Below are 15,364 nucleotides of genomic sequence, written 5' to 3' on the forward strand. Positions count from 1 at the left end.
TGGTCACGTGAGCTGCCGAGGCGTACGGTGAGTGAGTAAGTGATCGCCCCCCGTAAGGAGCGCCGATGGAGGCTTCGTCGGACGGCCGAATCCTGCTCTTCATCGCCATCGGCATCGCTCTGTTCGTCGCCGGGCGCAAGTTCCAGCTCATGCTCAACGCGTGGCGGGACTGGCGGAAGGCGGTCGAGGGCCTCCCCAAGCTCCGTTCCACGGCCTGGGGCGGTGTCGGGACGATGATCAGGGTCGGGATGGTCGCGGCCCTGGTGCTCGTGATCGCGACGATGGTGGACCGTCACGTCTGACCGGATCCCGGCCGGCGTTCAGCCGGTGGACGGCCTGGCTCTGGACGGTTGTACGCGCATCGGCTCCCCGGGCATCTTGGGATAGTTCGGCGGGTAGGGCATGTCGCCCCGCTCGTCCGCGGCGTACCACTCCAGCAGCGTGTCGATGGCGAACGCCTCGTCGTCGATCGCGCGGTGGACGTCGCCCAGCTTCGCGAACCGCTCCGGCATGGTCTTGATGTCGAAGTCGCGGGGGTCGCAACCCTCCAGTTCGTCCCAGGTCACCGGGGCGGAGACCAGACCGTCAGGGCGGGCGCGGACGGAGTAGGAGCCGACCACCGTGCGGTCCAGGGCGTTCTGGTTGAAGTCGATGAAGATCTTCTCGCCACGCTCCTCCTTCCACCAGGCGGTCGTCGCGAGGTCCGGCCTGCGGCGTTCCACCTCACGGGCGAGGGCGATGCCGGCGTGCCGTACGTCGACGAACGACCAGCGAGGCTCGAGGCGGATGTTGATGTGGATGCCGCGGTTGCCCGACGTCTTCGGGAAACCTTCGACGCCCAGTTCGCCGAGGACCTCCCTGGCGGTGAACGCGACCTTCCTCGCCTCCTCGAACCCCGTCCCCGGCTGCGGGTCGATGTCGATGCGCAACTCGTCGGGATGCTCCAGGTCGGGCCTGCGGGCGGCCCAGGGGTGGAAGTCGATCGTGCCGAGGTTGGCGCACCACGCGAAACCGGCGACCTCGGTCGGGCAGAACGCGTCGGCCGTGCGGCCGCTGGGGAATCGCACGGAGACGGTCTCGATCCAGTCGGGATGCTTGGGCATCCGCTTCTGGTAGATCGCCTCCGCCTCGACCCCGTCCGGATGCCGTTTCAGATACGTCGGCCGGTCCCTGAGGGCGCGGAGCACGCCGTCGCCGACGCTGATGTAGTACTCCACCAGGTCGCGCTTGGTGGCGCCGACTGCGGGAAAGTAGATCTTGTCCGGGTTCGTGACCTTGACGGTCCGTCCACCGGCGTCGATTTCGATGTACGGCGATGCCATGGCTCGGACACTACCCCGGAAGAGCCGGGGAGGAGGGTCCGTCCCGGGCTGCCAACGGCGGCCGGACCGGGAGCACCCACGAGCCACCGCGCCTACCCGGCGCGGAGCCCGTGGTCGCGGCGTGCACGACGCTCGTGTGGCGAGCGCCGTCGCCGCGACGGGACGGACACGACGGGCCACCCCTGCGGGCGGCATCCTCTTGCCGCCCTGCGGCGCCCAGCACGGGTAGGGCGCTTCGCCGTCAGGACGGCGGGACAGGCCGATCCCCTCCCGGAACGGGTGGACGATCAGCCCCCTCATCAGTGAAGACGCCAAAAGACCGGCGAAAGGATGCTTCGCCGGAAAGAACTCTTGCGGGGAAGATCTCCCGGCTCCGTGTGGTTCTTAGTACGTAATCCCCACAGGGGGCGGCCGCGCTTAGGCTGGTGAACATGGACAAGGTGGTCAAGAGCGACGCCGAGTGGCGGGTGCAGTTGTCTCCCGAGGAGTTCCGCGTCCTCCGGCAGGCGGGGACGGAGCGTCCGTTCACGGGTGAGTACGTCGACACCAAGACGACGGGCGTCTACTCGTGTCGCGCGTGCGGCGCCGAGTTGTTCCGGTCGGACACGAAGTTCGAGTCCCACTGCGGATGGCCGTCGTTCTTCGAGCCGTCGAAGTCGGAGGCCGTGACCCTCATCGAGGACGACTCCCTCGGCATGAGGAGGGTGGAGGTCCGCTGCGCCCGCTGCGACTCCCACCTCGGTCACGTCTTCCACGGCGAGGGCTACGCGACTCCCACGGACGACCGCTACTGCATCAACTCGGTGTCACTGACCCTGCTGCCCGAGAAGTGACCCCTTCCGTACGGCGTGCCCGCCCAGGCGTCACGCCGTACGGCGTCATCGGGGTTCGGGGCTGGTGACGCGGCAGTCGGGATCGTCCGGGCCGAGGACGTTGGCGAGGACCGGGTTCCCGTTCTCCCCCAGATCGGCCTGGACGAAGACGACCCGTGAGGCGTCGCCCTCCGCGGCCAGGTACTCAAGGCCCCGCTCGCACAAGGTGATCGCGGCGTCGGAGTCGTCGTCGGCCTCGGGGAGGTCGGTGTAGATCCGGAGATAGCCCCCGGTGGTCCGGATGTCACGGACCAGGGCGGACGTGCGGTCCCTCCACCGGGCGCGGAAGTAGGCGACGGCCTTGTCGTCGGTGTAGTCCGACCGTGTCGGCGCCGCCATCTCCACTCCGACCGCCGTCTCCGGCGCCTCGGATCGTGCGCGGACGCCGACGCGGGCGACCTCCGGCTCATCCGGCCCCGCGGAGGCGGGAGCCGTACGGGATCCGGACGGCCACAGGTGGACGGGACCGGTCGTCACGAGAACGGCCGTCGCGATGACCGCCGCGCCCACACTCCCCTCGACGACCCAGGCCCGGGTCCGGGTCTTACGGCGGCGCCCTCTGGAACGTGCCACGTGCCTCGACACGGCGGCCCTCACCTGCGTAGGGGATTTCCTCCGAGTATGACAATGTCGCACCGGCGGTTTCCCGGCATCAGGGCAACGCGGCGACGAGTTCGCTCACCGGCTTGCGGGTGCCCGTGTAGAAGGGGATCTCGATCCGGGTGTGCAGCCTGGCCTCGGCCCCGCGCAGATGGCGCATCAGGTCGACGATGCGGTGGAGTTCGTCGGCCTCGAAGGCGAGCATCCACTCGTAGTCGTTCAGCGCGAAGCAGGCGACGGTGTTGGCCCGGACGTCGGGGTAGTCGCGCGCCATCTTCCCGTGCTCGGCGAGCATCCGCCTGCGGTCGGCGTCGTCCAGCAGATACCACTCCAGGGACCTGACGAACGGGTAGACGCAGACGAAGCCCTTCGGCTCCTCATCGGCCAGGAAGGCCGGAATGTGCGACTTGTTGAACTCGGCGGGCCGGTGGAGGGCCATCGCCGACCAGACGGGCTCGCTGGCCCGGCCGAGCGCGGTACGGCGGAAACGCGTGTAGACCTCCTGGAGGTCCTCCGCGGAGGGCGCGTGCCACCAGAACATGTAGTCGGCGTCGGCCCGGAAGCCCGAGACGTCGTAGCAGCCGCGGGTCACCACGTCCTTGCCCGCCGACTGCTCCAGGAGCTCGCCCACCTCGCCCGCGACGGCCTCGCGGCCGGGCGGGAGCTGGTCACGGAGCCGGAAGACCGACCACATCGTGTAGCGGATTACCTGGTTGAGATCGCGCGCCTTGGGCCGCGCGGTGCCGTCCGTCATGAGGCCCATTCTGCCGTCTCAGCCGTCCGGTTCCTCCTTCGGCCCGGCGGCGGGGCGGGCGTTCAGGTGCTCCAGGACGCGGGCGGCGGCCGTACGGCCCGTGGCGATGCAGGCGGGGATGCCCACTCCGTCGTAGGCGGCTCCGCACAAGGCCAGGCCCGGGTGGTCCGCCACGGCCGCGCGGGCGCGGGCCACACGGTCGAGATGGCCCACGTCGTACTGGGGAAGCGCGCCGCCCCACCGGGTGACCCGGGTGTCGATCGGCAGCCCGCGGACTCCCATGGTCTCGGTCATCTCGTTCATCGCGAAGGCCACGAGCTCGGCGTCGTCCCGCTGGAGCAGTGCCTCCTCCCCCAGCCGCCCGATCGAGCAGCGCACGAGGACCAGGTTCGGGTCGGCCTCGCCGAGGTGCGGCCACTTGGTGGTGCTGAACGTCACGGCCTTGACCGGCCTGCCCTCGACCGGCGGCACGAGGTAGCCGCTGCCGGACGGCGGCTCGGGGAAGGCGGACCTCGGAGAGGCGAGCGTGACGATCGCCATGCTGGCGTACTCGATCCCGGCCAGCTCCGCCGCCGCCCTCGGCGCCTCCCGCTCCAGCAGCCGCGCGGCGGCGGTGGCGGGCACGGCCAGGACGACGGCGTCGGCCTCGACGACCTGCTCGTCCCTGGTGGGCCCGGTGATCAGCCGCCAGCCGTCCGGAGTGCGCACGAGGTCGCGGACCATCACCCCGGTGCGGACCTCGGCCCCCGACGCCTCGGCCACGGCCGCGGGCAGGCCGCCCAGGCCGCCCTTGAGGGTGGTGAAGACCGGACCGGCGTCCTTGGGCGCCTTGGCCGCGAGATCCCGTGCGGCCTTCAGCAGGGACCGCTCCGTACGGGCCGCCGCCGCGACGCCGGGCATCGTCGCCTCAAGAGAGAGCGTCTCCGCCCGGCCCGCGTAGACCCCGCCGAGCAGCGGCTCGATCATCCGGTCCACGACCTCGCCTCCGACGCGGGCCCTGATGTAGGCGGCGACCGAGACGTCGGTCGTGACCAGCGTCGGAGGAAGGATCTGATCCATCGGCACGCGGGCCAGGCCGCCGGGCGTCAGGATGCCCGAGCGGGCGAGCGCCGCCACGTCGGACGGCACGCCCATCACGTGCCCCTTCGGCAGGAGACGGAGCGCCCCCCTGGACAGGATGGCCGACGTGGTCGTGCCGGGGCTCACGAGCGCGTCACCCAGCCCGACGTGCCGCGCCAGCTCCTTGCCCTCGGGACGCCGCGCGAGCATGGCCTCGGCCCCGGCGTCGATCTCGACGCCGCCGACCTCCGAGGAGAACAGCTTGCCTCCCGTACGCGGCGCGCCGTCGAGCACAGTGATCTTCAGCGTCGGATCGCCGCGGTGGAGATGCCACGCGGCGGCGAGGCCGGCGATGCCCGCCCCCACGACGACCACACGCCGGCCAGAGGTCCCGTCCATATGGAGAGAAGTTACCGCTCCGTCCCGGTGGTCCCGGCACCGCCGTACAAGGTCACGAGCCGGCTTCCGGACGGTCACTCGGCGAGATCGACACGTGACGGCATCGTGACGCCGGTACCGAAACCGGCTCGGACGGGAGTCCGTCTCTAGAGCATGAGACGAATCCGGTACGGCATCGCGCTCGTCGCGGCGACCGCTTTCCTGATCTCGGGGTGCGCCGCCGGCTCCGAGTCGGGCATGTCAGGCACGGCCGACGGTGCGGCCGCTCCAGCGGCCCCCGAGTCGGTGACCGGTGGAGGCACCGGCCAGGACGCCGCCGGGAATCCCGGCGCCCCCAAGGGCCAGACGGCGGACAACTCCAAGCTCGAGCCCTCGGACAGATCCGTCATCCGCAAGGCGGAGCTGACCGTGCAGGCCAAGGACGTGTGGGGCGCCGCCGACAAGGGCCGGCAGATCGTGTCCACGGCCGGCGGCTACGCCTCCGACGAGAGGAGCATCTCCCAGCCGGGAAACGACATCGCGGTCGTCACCTTCAAGGTCCCCGCGGCGCAGTACCCGGACGTGCTCGCGCAGCTCGGCCGTGACCTGGGCAAGCGGGCATCGCAACGTCAGAGCACGGAGGACGTCACCGGGGAGGTCGCCGACGTCGACAGCCGCGTGAAGTCCGCCAAGTCCTCGCTCGCCCAGTTCCGCCTGCTGCTGTCGAAGGCCACGCAGATCGGCGAGATCATGGACATCGAGCGGGAGATCTCCAGCAGAGAGTCCGACCTCGAGTCGCTGCAGGCCCGCCAGAGGGCGCTGTCGGCACAGACCGCGATGGCGACCATCACGCTCACGGTGACCCTGCCTCCCACGCCGGCGCAGGCGGCGAAGGCCGCGGAGCCGGAGGATCCGAGCTTCCTCGCAGGTCTCAAGAAGGGCTGGGGGACGCTGGCGGCGTCGACCGAGATCGCCCTCGCCGTGATAGGGGCGCTGCTCCCGTGGCTGGTCGTGGCCGGCCTCGTCTGGCTGGCCGTCATCGCGGTGATGCGCCGCGTCAGGCGCCGTACGCCGCCGGCTCCGGGGTCGGGCACTACGCCGAAGGGGCCAGGCGGCACGCCGCCCGTGCCGGCGATGGTGGGCGGACCCGCGGGACCGGAGCCCGGCACTCCCGTCGGCCCGCCGCACGGCGGTCAGCCGCACGGTGGCCAGCCTCACGGCGGTCAGCCGGGTGGCCCGCACGTGGGGCCGCCGCCGCCGCGGTGAGAATCAGCGCGCGGACACCTCGTGAACGAGGTCGGTGAGCCGCGCCAGCTGGCCGGGGTCGGTGGACGGGAGCACGCCGTGTCCGAGGTTGAACACGTGCCCCTCCGCCACCCGGCCGCGCTCCACCACGCCGCGTGCGCGCTCCTCGACCACCTTCCACGGGGCGAGCAGGATCGCGGGGTCGAGGTTGCCCTGGAGCGCCTTGCCCGCGCCGACCCGCAGGGCCGCCTCGTCGAGCGGCACCCGCCAGTCGACCCCGACCACGTCGGCCCCGGCCTCGCCCATGAGGCGCAGCAGTTCACCCGTCCCGACGCCGAAGTGGATCCGCGGCACTTCGAGATCGGCCAGCTCGGTGAAGATCCGGCCGGTGTGGGGGAGGACATAGGTGCGGTAGTCCTCAGGGGCGACGGCGCCGACCCAGGAGTCGAACAGCTGCAGCGCGGAGGCGCCCGCGGAGGCCTGAACGCGCAGGAACGCCAGGGTGATCGTGGTGAGCCGGTCCATCAGCTCGTGCCACAACTCGGGCTCGCCGTACATCATGGCCTTGGTCCGGTCGTGGTTCTTGGAGGGGCCGCCCTCGATCAGGTAGGACGCGAGCGTGAAGGGCCCTCCCGCGAAACCGATGAGCGGGGTCCCGTCGAGTTCCTTGACGAGCGACTCCACCGCCTCGGTGATGTAAGGGACGTCGTCCGGCTCCAGAGCCCGCAGGCGCGCGACTCCCGCGTGGTCCCCGATCGGCGACTCCACGACCGGGCCGACGCCGGGCTTGATGTCCAGGTCCACCCCGATGGCCTTCAGGGGCACCACGATGTCGCTGAAGAAGATCGCCGCGTCCACGCCGTACCGGCGGACGGGCTGCATGGTGACCTCCACCACGAGATCCGGTGTGGCGCACGCGGTGAGCATCGCGTGGCCCTCCCTGACGCGCCGGTACTCGGGCAGCGACCGGCCGGCCTGGCGCATGAACCAGACGGGCGTATGCGGGACGGGCTCGCGCCGGCAGGCGCGGAGAAAGGCGGACTCGGCCAGCTGGGGATTCACTCCTCCAGCGTCCCACGCCGGGCGACCGGCCGGTGCGCCAACCTCTCACCTGGGGACGGCAACGGGATGATCTTCATGAGATGATCTTCGTCGGCCTCGGCACGGCGCGGCACGCCGGGCACCAATGATCGGTATGGTGGGCCCACCCCGCCCTGCGAATTCCTTCACAGCTCGGCAAAATGTTCGCCAATCGACTATCCGGCATCGATTCCAATGCCACTTTCGAGACACGCCGAGCGCGTTGCGGGGAAATGTCGGCGGGACGTGCCAACGTCGGAGCAGTCCTGAGCAACCGACACGACCGCGGATCCGACGAGAGGCCCGGAGCGATGACTTCGATGTGGAGTTCCCCCGAACGCCGCACTGAGCACTGTGCCGGCTACGACGCCGAGCGCACGTTCGAGCACCCGCCCTGCCCGGCCTGCGGGGGCGCGCTGCTGGTTGTGACGGCGACGGCTTGACGACCATCCATGCCCCCCATCGCCACCCCCCTGCTTCGCGCCATCCCGAATCCGACCTACTCTTCGGTCATGACCCTCGGTGAACCGCCAGCGCCTCCCGCCGCCTTCCGGCGCGCCCTGGAGACGCTGCGCCCCGCCGAGGTCAGGCCGGAGATCGAACTGGAGGACATCCCCGCCCCCCAGCGCCTCGCGCCCTATTCGGGAGCGGTCGGAGCCTCCGTGTACCGCGAGGACGACGAGCTCGCCGTCGGCCGCCTGATCATGCTGTTCGACCCGGACGGCCAGCGAGGCTGGGAAGGCCCGTTCCGCCTGGTCGCCTACGTCCGCGCCGACATGGAACCAGAGATCACCTCCGATCCGCTGCTCGGGCCGGTAGCGTGGAGCTGGCTCACCGAGGCGCTCGACTCCCACGGCGCGAACTACGCAGCCGCCGGCGGCACGGTCACGCGCGCGGTGTCGGAGGGCTTCGGCAACAAGTCCGAGGATCCCGTCACCACCGAGCTGGAGCTGCGGGCGTCCTGGTCGCCGCTGGACGAGGACCTGTCCGCACACGTCGCCGCCTGGTGCGACCTGATGTGCCTCGCGGCGGGCATCCCGCCGCTGCCCCCCGACGTCGCGGCGCTTCACCCGCGCCCGGCCCGCCGAGATGATCCGAAAGTTCCTTGACCTGTGACCGAGAACCTGTGACAGAACCCGAAGTCCAGCCCCTGTTGGAGCCGCGAGAAGGTATCCCGCCCGTCATCGAGGACCCGGCGGCGCTCGAGGCTGTCGTGCGCGCCTTCGCCGGGGGCACCGGCCCCGTGGCCGTCGACGCCGAGCGCGCGTCGGGCTACCGCTACAGCGGCCGGGCCTACCTCGTCCAGCTTCGCCGTGCGGGCGCGGGCAGCGCGCTCATCGACCCGATCGGCTGCTCCGACCTGAGCGGGCTCGACCACGTCCTCGAGGACGCCGAGATCGTGCTGCACGCGGCGACACAGGACCTGCCGTGCCTGTCCGAGCTCGGCTTCCGGCCGCGGCGGCTGTTCGACACCGAGCTGGCGGGCAGGCTGCTGGGCTACGAGCGCGTCGGGCTCGGCACGATGGTGGAGGTCGTCCTCGGGCTGCGGCTGGAGAAGGGGCACTCGGCGGCCGACTGGTCGACCCGGCCCCTTCCCGAGGCCTGGCTGCGGTACGCCGCGCTCGACGTCGAGGTGCTGATCGAGCTTCGCGACGCCCTGTATGCGGAGCTCGGCTCCACCGGCAAGCTCGACTGGGCGCTGGAGGAGTTCGCCTCCATCGTGGCCGCTCCCGCGCACCCTCCGAGGAGCGATCCGTGGCGGCGGACCTCCGGGATACACCGCGTGCGCACGCTGCGCGGGCTCGCCGTCGTGCGCGAGTTGTGGACGCTCAGGGACGAGATCGCGCGGACCTCCGACCTCGCGCCCGGCAGGGTGCTGCCGGACTCGGCGATCGTGCAGGCCGCGCTCGACCAGCCGCGCACCACCAAGGCGCTGACCGAGATCGCCCCCTTCACGGGCCGCAGCGCCCGGCGGCACCTGCGCGACTGGCTCGGCGCCGTGAACCGGGCGCGCGGGCTGGCCGAGTCGGAGCTGCCGCAGCCGGTCGGGCCGGGAGACGGCCCGCCCCCCGCCAACCGGTGGGCCGACCGCGATCCCGCCGCCGCGCGACGGCTCGCGGCGGTTCGCACGGTGGTCGCGGCGCTCGCCGACGCCCACCGCATGCCGATCGAGAACCTGCTCCAGCCGGACGCGGTGCGCCGGCTCGCGTGGGAGCCGCCCGCCGATCTGTCCGAGGAGGCCGTCGCCGACCGGCTGCGCGGGCTCGGAGCCCGGGAGTGGCAGATAACGCTGACCGCTCACCCGATGGCCAAGTCCCTCGAACGCCTGGAGATCAAGGGCGAGGTCTGACCGGCTCCTCTCTCGTACGTCCGTGAGCTTTGTCCTGGTCTGACCCCTTGTGTGATGCCTGTTTCCAGCGGTGTTATTCTCGGTGGGAAAGCGCTTTCCCCTCGTCGATCAGGAGTGCTTCGGATGAGCGACCGCGTTCTCGGCGTCGTGATGAGCGGTGTGACCGGGCGGATGGGATACCGCCAGCATCTGGTCCGCTCCGTTCTCGCCATCAACGAGCAGGGCGGGGTGACCCTGTCCGACGGCAGCCGGGTGCGCCTGCGGCCCGTGCTCGTCGGCCGCACCCTCGGCAAGCTCGCCGACATCGCCGCCCGGCACGGCGTCGCCGACTACACCACCGACCTCGACGCCGCCCTGGCCGACCCGGCCAACGAGATCTACTTCGACGCCCAGGTAACGCAGGCCCGCGTTCCCGCGACGCTCAAGGCGATCGCGCGGGGCAAGCACGTCTACACCGAGAAGCCGACCGCCGAGACCGTCGCCGACGCCGTACGGCTGGCCCAGGCGGCGCAGGACGCGGGAGTGAAGAACGGCGTCGTCCAGGACAAGCTCTTCCTGCCTGGCCTGCTCAAGCTCAAGCGCCTCATCGACGGCGGGTTCTTCGGCCGGATCCTCTCAGTGCGGGGCGAGTTCGGCTACTGGGTGTTCGAGGGCGACTGGCAGCCGGCGCAGCGCCCTTCGTGGAACTACCGGGCCGAGGACGGCGGCGGCATCGTGCTCGACATGTTCCCGCACTGGGCCTATGTGCTGGAGAACCTCTTCGGCCGGGTGGAGTCGGTGTACGCGCATGTCAGCACGCACATCTCCGAGCGCTGGGATGAGAGCGGCAAGCCGTACGAGGCGACCGCCGACGACGCGGCCTACGGCGTCTTCGGACTCGAAGGCGGGATCGTGGCCCAGATCAACTCCTCCTGGGCGGTCCGGGTGAACCGCGACGAACTGGTGGAGTTCCAGGTGGACGGAACCCACGGCAGCGCGGTCGCCGGGCTGCGCGAGTGCCGGATCCAGCACCGCGCGGGCACGCCCCGGCCGGTGTGGAACCCCGACCTGCCCGTCACCGAGTCGTTCCGCGACCAGTGGCAGAGGGTGCCGGACAACACCGACTTCGACAACGGCTTCAAAATCCAGTGGGAGATGTTCGTCCGGCACGTGCTGGAGGACGCCCCCTTCCCGTATTCGTTCGCCGCCGGCGCCCGTGGCGTGCAGATCGCCGAGCTCGGCCTCCGCTCGCACGCCGAGGGCCGCCGTCTCCAGGTGGAGGACCTGTGAGCCCGGGAGGGCCGGTCATCTCGCTGCCGGGGGTGCGAGAGCCGTACGAACTGGGGGAACCCGTCACCTGGACGCGCCCGGGCGGCCCGCCGGCCCGGCGGGTCGCCTACGCGGCGGCGCACGTGGTCGCGGACGTCCACGGGGGCAACGGCCCCGGCCGGCCGGCCGCGGTCGACTGGGACGCCACGCTGCGTTTCCGGCGGCACCTGTGGGCGTACGGCTTCCGCGTCGCGGACGCCATGGACACCGCGCAGCGGAACATGGGCCTCGACTGGGCGGCGACGCGCGAGCTGATCGCCCGCAGCGCGGCCGAGGCCCGTTCGCTGGGCGACCCCGCCGACCTGGTGGCCTGCGGCGCGGGGACCGACCACGCACCGGACGCCGGCTCGCTCGATGAGATCACCGCCGCCTATCTCGAGCAGGTGGAGACCGTCCGCGCGGCGGGGCCCGGCGTCATCCTGATGGCCAGCCGCCAGCTCGCGCGGGTCGCGCGGGGGCCCGAGGACTATCACACGGTGTACGGCAGGCTGCTCGGCCAGGCGGACCGGCCGGTGATCCTGCACTGGCTGGGCGAGATGTTCGACCCCCGGCTCGCCGGGTATTGGGGGTCGCCTGATGTGGAGACGGCCACCGAGTCGTTCCTCGCCCTCATCCGCGAGCACGCCTCCAAGGTGGAGGGCGTCAAGGTGTCGCTGCTGGACGAGGACCACGAGGTGCGCCTGCGCGCGGCCCTGCCGGAAGGCGTGCGGCTGTACACGGGGGACGACTTCAACTACCCCTCGCTCATCAGGTCGGGGTCGGACGCGCTGCTGGGGATCTTCGACGCCATCGCGCCGGCGGCCGCGGCCGCGCTGGAGGCGCTGGATCGGGCCGAGTCGGCTGCGGATGAGACCACTCAAGCCCGGAATTTCGGCATTTATGAGGGGATATTGGGGCCGACGGTGGCGTTGTCGCGGAAGATCTTCGAGGTGCCGACCTACCACTACAAGACGGGGATCGTCTTCCTCGCCTGGCTGGCGGGGCACCAGGACGACTTCGTCATGGTGAACGGCGCCCAGACGGCCCGGTCGATCGAACATCTCGCCGAGGTGTTCCGCCTCGCCGACAAGGCCGGCCTGCTCCCCGACCCCGAGTTGGCCGCCCACCGAATGACCACCCTCACCCGGGCGTGATCATGCACAGGTTCGGGATCATGCCACTCGACCAGGCACTCCCCTGGTGGTGATCATGCACAGATTCGTGTGCGGCACGCCTGACCTGCAAAAACACCCGCCGTGATCATGCGCAGATTCGCGCACACCCGACCCGACCTGCGGGAACATCGACCGTGATCATGCAATTGGCCTGGGCGTCCATCAGGCCAATTGCATGATCACCACTTGTGTCGGCCCAGTTCAGACGACCTGATCGCGAAGCTGTGCATGATCACCGATTGGATACGCCCAGGCCAGGCGGCTTGATCACGAACCTGTGCATGATCACCACAAAGAAAGGGGCTGGTGAGGGGCCATGTTGACGAACCTGTGCATGATCACGCCGGAGGGGTGGGGGCGGTGAAGCGGTTGGCGTTGAACCAGTGGACGACCAGGCGGTGGTCGGTGGCGGAGGCCGTCGACGGGTGTGTACGGCACGGCCTTGAGGCCATCGGGCTCTGGCGGCAGGACGTGGCCGCGCAGGGGCTCGGCGAGACGATCGCGCTCGTCCGGAACGCGGGCCTGCGCGTGTCGTCCCTCTGCAGGGGCGGGTTCCTCACCGCGCCCGGCTTCGAGGAGGACAACCGGCGGGCCATCGACGAGGCGGCCGCCCTGGAGGCCGCATGCCTCGTCATGGTGGTCGGCGGGCTGCCGGGGGTGGTCCCCGGCGAACCCCTCGGTGAGATCTCCCGCGACCTCACGGCCGCCCGGAACCACATCGCAGAAGCTCTCACCCTGCTCGTCCCCTACGCCGCCGAGCGCGGCGTACGGCTGGCTCTGGAGCCGCTCCATCCCATGTACTGCGCCGACAGGGCCGTCCTGTCGACCCTCGGCCAGGCGCTCGACCTCGCCGAACCGTACGCCCCGGAGACGGTCGGGGTGGTGGTCGACACCTTCCACGTGTGGTGGGATCCCCAGGTCTTCGAGCAGATCGAGCGGGCGGGGGCGGAGCGGCGCATCGCCTCCTACCAGGTCTGCGACTTTCTCAGCCCGCTTCCCGCCGACGTGCTGCTCGGCCGCGGCATGATGGGCGACGGGGTGATCGACTTCGGACCGCTGACCGACGCCGTCGCCGCGGCGGGATACAGGGGCGACGTCGAGGTCGAGATCTTCAACGCGGACGTCTGGGCCGCGGACCCCGACGAGGTCGTGACCACGATGAAGGCCCGCTACGCAAGCCTCGTCAGCAGGGTGTAAGCGGCTTGGCCGAGGTTCGCTTCGGTACGGCCGTGCCCGATAGGGGCGCCGGGATCAGCGGCGCACTTCGCCGCGCCCGCGTGGCACCGTAACCCGAAAAGGCAGTGGCCGCGCGGGCTCGGGGCCACATACGTTCGCCTCCATGGTTGACGCAACTTTCGGGCATCCGCGCCTCGCCGCCATCTACGACCCACTCGATCCGGACCGCAGCGATCTCGACGCGTATCTCGCGATGGCGGAGGAGTTCGGCGCGCGGTCCGTGCTGGACATCGGGTGCGGTACGGGCGTGTTCGCGCTGCTGCTCGCCGAGCGCGGGATTGCGGTCACCGGGATCGATCCCGCGCGGGCGTCCGTCGACGTCGCGCGTGGCAAGCCGGGCGCGGAGCGGGTGCGCTGGCTCGACGGCGACGCGGGGGACCTGCCGCCCATGCAGATCGAGCTGGTGACGATGACCGGGAACGTCGCCCAGGCGATCGCCGATCCGCAGGCATGGCGTACGACGCTGCGCGGCGCGTACGAGGCGCTGCGGCCCGGCGGGCGGCTTGTCTTCGAGACGCGCGACCCGGCGCAGCGCGTGTGGGAGGAGTGGGCGGAGTGGACGCGCGAGACCACGTACCGCATGACGGACATCCCGGGCGTCGGCCACGTCGAGACCTGGGCCGAGCTGACGGACGTGAGCCTGCCGCTGGTGAGCTTCCGGGGTACGCACGTGTTCGCTGTGGACGGGGACGTACTGACCTCGGAATCGACACTTCGCTTCCGCGAACGTGCGGAGATCGAGCGGGACTTGCACGAGCACGGCTTCGTCGTCGAGGACGTACGCGACGCACCCGACCGGCCGGGCAGGGAGTTCGTGTTCGTGGCGCGGCGCGATACCGCGAAGCCCCTCCCTCCCGGAATGCCCTAGGGAGCGTGCGCACCACACAGCGCCGGGCAGACGGGACTTTCCAGACTCAGAAGACTAGGGCAGGTGGCGGACGCTGTCCCGCAGGACGACCCGGCCCTCGACCCCGGCCACGACCGGCGGATCACCGTGGTCGCCCGACAGGGCCAGTTCGACCGCCCGGGCCCCCATGTCCGCCAGCGGCAGCCGTACGGTCGACAGGGCCGGCGTCAGGTCCCGCAGGGTGGCGATGTCGTCGAAGCCCGCCACCGAGACGTCGTCCGGCACCCGCACTCCCCGTTCCCGCAGGGCGGCGAGCGCGCCGACGGCCATCACGTCGTTGACGGCGAACACGCACGTGGCGTCCGCGACCTCCTGGACCGCGGTGTAGCCGCCACCCCGGTCGAACGAGCCGTACACGATCTGCGGCTCGGGCAGGCCGAGGTCCGCGAGCGCCTCGGCGAAGCCGGTGCGGCGGTCGACCGCCGTGACCAGATGGGGCGGGCCCGCCAGCACGGCGAACCTGGTGTGCCCGAGCGCGGCCAGGGCCCTCGCCAGGTCGGCCGCCCCCTCCCGGTTGGCGGGGGCGACGGTCGCCACGCCGAGCAGATCCTGCCCGACGCAGGCGACGCGGCCGCCCGTCTCCTGGTAACGGCCGAGCTCGGCCCTCAGCCGGTCGGTCACGGCGGCGTCGGTGACGCGGGATCCGGCGATCAGGACCGCCCGCACCCGCTGCGCGTGGAGGGTCGACACGTAGGCGATCTCACGCTCGGGGTCGCGGTGGGTGGTGCCGACCATGACCATGTGACCGCGGGCGTCGGCGGCCCGCATGGCGCCGTCGGCGATGGCCGCGAAGTAGGGGTCGACGAGGTCGTGGACGACCAGCCCGATGACGTCGCTCGCGCCGCGGGCGAGGGTCTGCGCGGCCACGTTGGTCCGGTATCCGAGCTCGGCGGCGGCCTTCTCTACCCGCTCCCGCATCGCCCGCCCGACCTGGCGCGAGCTGCCGTTGAGCACGCGCGACGCCGTGGCGAGCGAGACCCCGGCATGCCGGGCCACGTCCTCGAGTGTGACCACACGACCTCCCGCCGACGATCAGGAAAGCGATTTCCAGTATGGCAAGGCGGTCCGCGGACCCCCCGATCCGGGCGCTGGTTACTGG

15 protein-coding genes are annotated in these 15,364 nt (G+C 71.2%); 9 read left to right on the plus strand and 6 right to left on the minus strand.

What is annotated here, in order from left to right; translation table 11 throughout:
* Nucleotides 1–65 precede the first annotated feature (65 nt).
* The gene (locus tag Pmi06nite_RS04095) at nucleotides 66–302 is read left to right on the plus strand and encodes a hypothetical protein (RefSeq protein WP_203951469.1); all 237 of its coding nucleotides are present in this window, start codon (nucleotides 66–68) and stop codon (nucleotides 300–302) included.
* 18 nt (nucleotides 303–320) lie between these two features.
* On the opposite strand, the gene ligD is transcribed toward Pmi06nite_RS04095, so the two are convergent.
* A complete protein-coding gene (ligD, locus tag Pmi06nite_RS04100; protein ID WP_203951470.1) occupies nucleotides 321–1,322 on the minus strand; it encodes a non-homologous end-joining DNA ligase in 1,002 nt (333 codons plus the stop codon).
* Between the two features lie 431 nt (nucleotides 1,323–1,753).
* Here ligD and msrB point away from each other — a divergent pair, with 431 nt between their 5' ends.
* Nucleotides 1,754–2,155 carry a peptide-methionine (R)-S-oxide reductase MsrB gene (msrB, locus tag Pmi06nite_RS04105; RefSeq protein WP_203951471.1) on the plus strand — a complete coding sequence of 134 codons (402 nt, stop codon included), beginning with the start codon at nucleotides 1,754–1,756 and terminating at the stop codon, nucleotides 2,153–2,155.
* A gap of 45 nt (nucleotides 2,156–2,200) precedes the next feature.
* Here the strand turns inward: msrB and Pmi06nite_RS04110 are convergent, their stop codons facing one another.
* The 3 genes from Pmi06nite_RS04110 to hemG form a co-directional block, all read right to left on the minus strand.
* On the minus strand, nucleotides 2,201–2,767 hold the full coding sequence (locus Pmi06nite_RS04110) for a hypothetical protein (RefSeq protein WP_203951472.1): 567 nt from the start codon (nucleotides 2,765–2,767) through the stop codon (nucleotides 2,201–2,203).
* Between the two features lie 79 nt (nucleotides 2,768–2,846).
* Nucleotides 2,847–3,548: a hydrogen peroxide-dependent heme synthase gene (hemQ, locus tag Pmi06nite_RS04115; protein WP_203951473.1), complete on the minus strand. Its 702-nt coding sequence runs from the start codon at nucleotides 3,546–3,548 to the stop codon at nucleotides 2,847–2,849.
* 18 nt (nucleotides 3,549–3,566) lie between these two features.
* Nucleotides 3,567–5,006 carry a protoporphyrinogen oxidase gene (gene hemG / locus Pmi06nite_RS04120; protein ID WP_203951474.1) on the minus strand — a complete coding sequence of 480 codons (1,440 nt, stop codon included), beginning with the start codon at nucleotides 5,004–5,006 and terminating at the stop codon, nucleotides 3,567–3,569.
* Nucleotides 5,007–5,159: 153 nt separating this feature from the next.
* Here hemG and Pmi06nite_RS04125 point away from each other — a divergent pair, with 153 nt between their 5' ends.
* On the plus strand, nucleotides 5,160–6,251 hold the full coding sequence (locus tag Pmi06nite_RS04125) for a DUF4349 domain-containing protein (RefSeq protein ID WP_203951475.1): 1,092 nt from the start codon (nucleotides 5,160–5,162) through the stop codon (nucleotides 6,249–6,251).
* 3 nt (nucleotides 6,252–6,254) lie between these two features.
* Here Pmi06nite_RS04125 and hemE read toward each other — a convergent pair whose 3' ends face one another.
* Entirely contained in the window at nucleotides 6,255–7,292 is a 1,038-nt protein-coding gene (gene hemE / locus Pmi06nite_RS04130) for a uroporphyrinogen decarboxylase (protein WP_203951476.1), read from the minus strand.
* A gap of 530 nt (nucleotides 7,293–7,822) precedes the next feature.
* Here hemE and Pmi06nite_RS04135 point away from each other — a divergent pair.
* The 6 genes from Pmi06nite_RS04135 to Pmi06nite_RS04160 all read left to right on the plus strand — a co-directional run bounded on the left by Pmi06nite_RS04135 (nucleotide 7,823) and on the right by Pmi06nite_RS04160 (nucleotide 14,226).
* A complete protein-coding gene (locus Pmi06nite_RS04135; RefSeq protein ID WP_203951477.1) occupies nucleotides 7,823–8,419 on the plus strand; it encodes a DUF3000 domain-containing protein in 597 nt (198 codons plus the stop codon).
* A 17-nt stretch (nucleotides 8,420–8,436) separates the two neighbouring features.
* On the plus strand, nucleotides 8,437–9,660 hold the full coding sequence (locus Pmi06nite_RS04140; protein WP_239113620.1) for an HRDC domain-containing protein: 1,224 nt from the start codon (nucleotides 8,437–8,439) through the stop codon (nucleotides 9,658–9,660).
* A gap of 123 nt (nucleotides 9,661–9,783) precedes the next feature.
* On the plus strand, nucleotides 9,784–10,929 hold the full coding sequence (locus tag Pmi06nite_RS04145; protein ID WP_203951479.1) for a Gfo/Idh/MocA family protein: 1,146 nt from the start codon (nucleotides 9,784–9,786) through the stop codon (nucleotides 10,927–10,929).
* Nucleotides 10,926–12,101 carry a dihydrodipicolinate synthase family protein gene (locus Pmi06nite_RS04150; RefSeq protein WP_275409546.1) on the plus strand — a complete coding sequence of 392 codons (1,176 nt, stop codon included), beginning with the start codon at nucleotides 10,926–10,928 and terminating at the stop codon, nucleotides 12,099–12,101. The genes Pmi06nite_RS04145 and Pmi06nite_RS04150 overlap by 4 nt, the downstream gene beginning before the upstream one ends.
* 351 nt (nucleotides 12,102–12,452) lie before the next feature.
* Complete coding sequence (locus Pmi06nite_RS04155) at nucleotides 12,453–13,319, plus strand: sugar phosphate isomerase/epimerase family protein (RefSeq protein WP_239113622.1); 867 nt, start codon at nucleotides 12,453–12,455, stop codon at nucleotides 13,317–13,319.
* Nucleotides 13,320–13,461: 142 nt separating this feature from the next.
* Nucleotides 13,462–14,226 (plus strand): class I SAM-dependent methyltransferase, encoded by a 765-nt coding sequence (locus Pmi06nite_RS04160; protein WP_203951480.1) that lies wholly within the window; start codon nucleotides 13,462–13,464, stop codon nucleotides 14,224–14,226.
* A gap of 54 nt (nucleotides 14,227–14,280) precedes the next feature.
* On the opposite strand, the gene Pmi06nite_RS04165 is transcribed toward Pmi06nite_RS04160, so the two are convergent.
* Entirely contained in the window at nucleotides 14,281–15,279 is a 999-nt protein-coding gene (locus Pmi06nite_RS04165) for a LacI family DNA-binding transcriptional regulator (RefSeq protein WP_203951481.1), read from the minus strand.
* Between the last annotated feature and the right edge of the window lie 85 nt (nucleotides 15,280–15,364).

Source organism: Planotetraspora mira (assembly GCF_016863275.1).
Lineage (GTDB): Bacteria > Actinomycetota > Actinomycetes > Streptosporangiales > Streptosporangiaceae > Planotetraspora > Planotetraspora mira.

Bases quoted from the DNA above. Each gene is read 5' to 3' on its own strand.
- msrB (WP_203951471.1), top strand. From the start codon at position 1,754: ATGGACAAGGTGGTCAAGAGCGACGCCGAGTGGCGGGTGCAGTTGTCT.
- Pmi06nite_RS04125 (WP_203951475.1), top strand. From the start codon at position 5,160: ATGAGACGAATCCGGTACGGCATCGCGCTCGTCGCGGCGACCGCTTTC.
- ligD (WP_203951470.1), bottom strand. From the start codon at position 1,322: ATGGCATCGCCGTACATCGAAATCGACGCCGGTGGACGGACCGTCAAG.
- hemQ (WP_203951473.1), bottom strand. From the start codon at position 3,548: ATGACGGACGGCACCGCGCGGCCCAAGGCGCGCGATCTCAACCAGGTA.
- Pmi06nite_RS04160 (WP_203951480.1), top strand. From the start codon at position 13,462: ATGGTTGACGCAACTTTCGGGCATCCGCGCCTCGCCGCCATCTACGAC.
- Pmi06nite_RS04095 (WP_203951469.1), top strand. From the start codon at position 66: ATGGAGGCTTCGTCGGACGGCCGAATCCTGCTCTTCATCGCCATCGGC.
- Pmi06nite_RS04135 (WP_203951477.1), top strand. From the start codon at position 7,823: ATGACCCTCGGTGAACCGCCAGCGCCTCCCGCCGCCTTCCGGCGCGCC.
- Pmi06nite_RS04145 (WP_203951479.1), top strand. From the start codon at position 9,784: ATGAGCGACCGCGTTCTCGGCGTCGTGATGAGCGGTGTGACCGGGCGG.
- hemG (WP_203951474.1), bottom strand. From the start codon at position 5,006: ATGGACGGGACCTCTGGCCGGCGTGTGGTCGTCGTGGGGGCGGGCATC.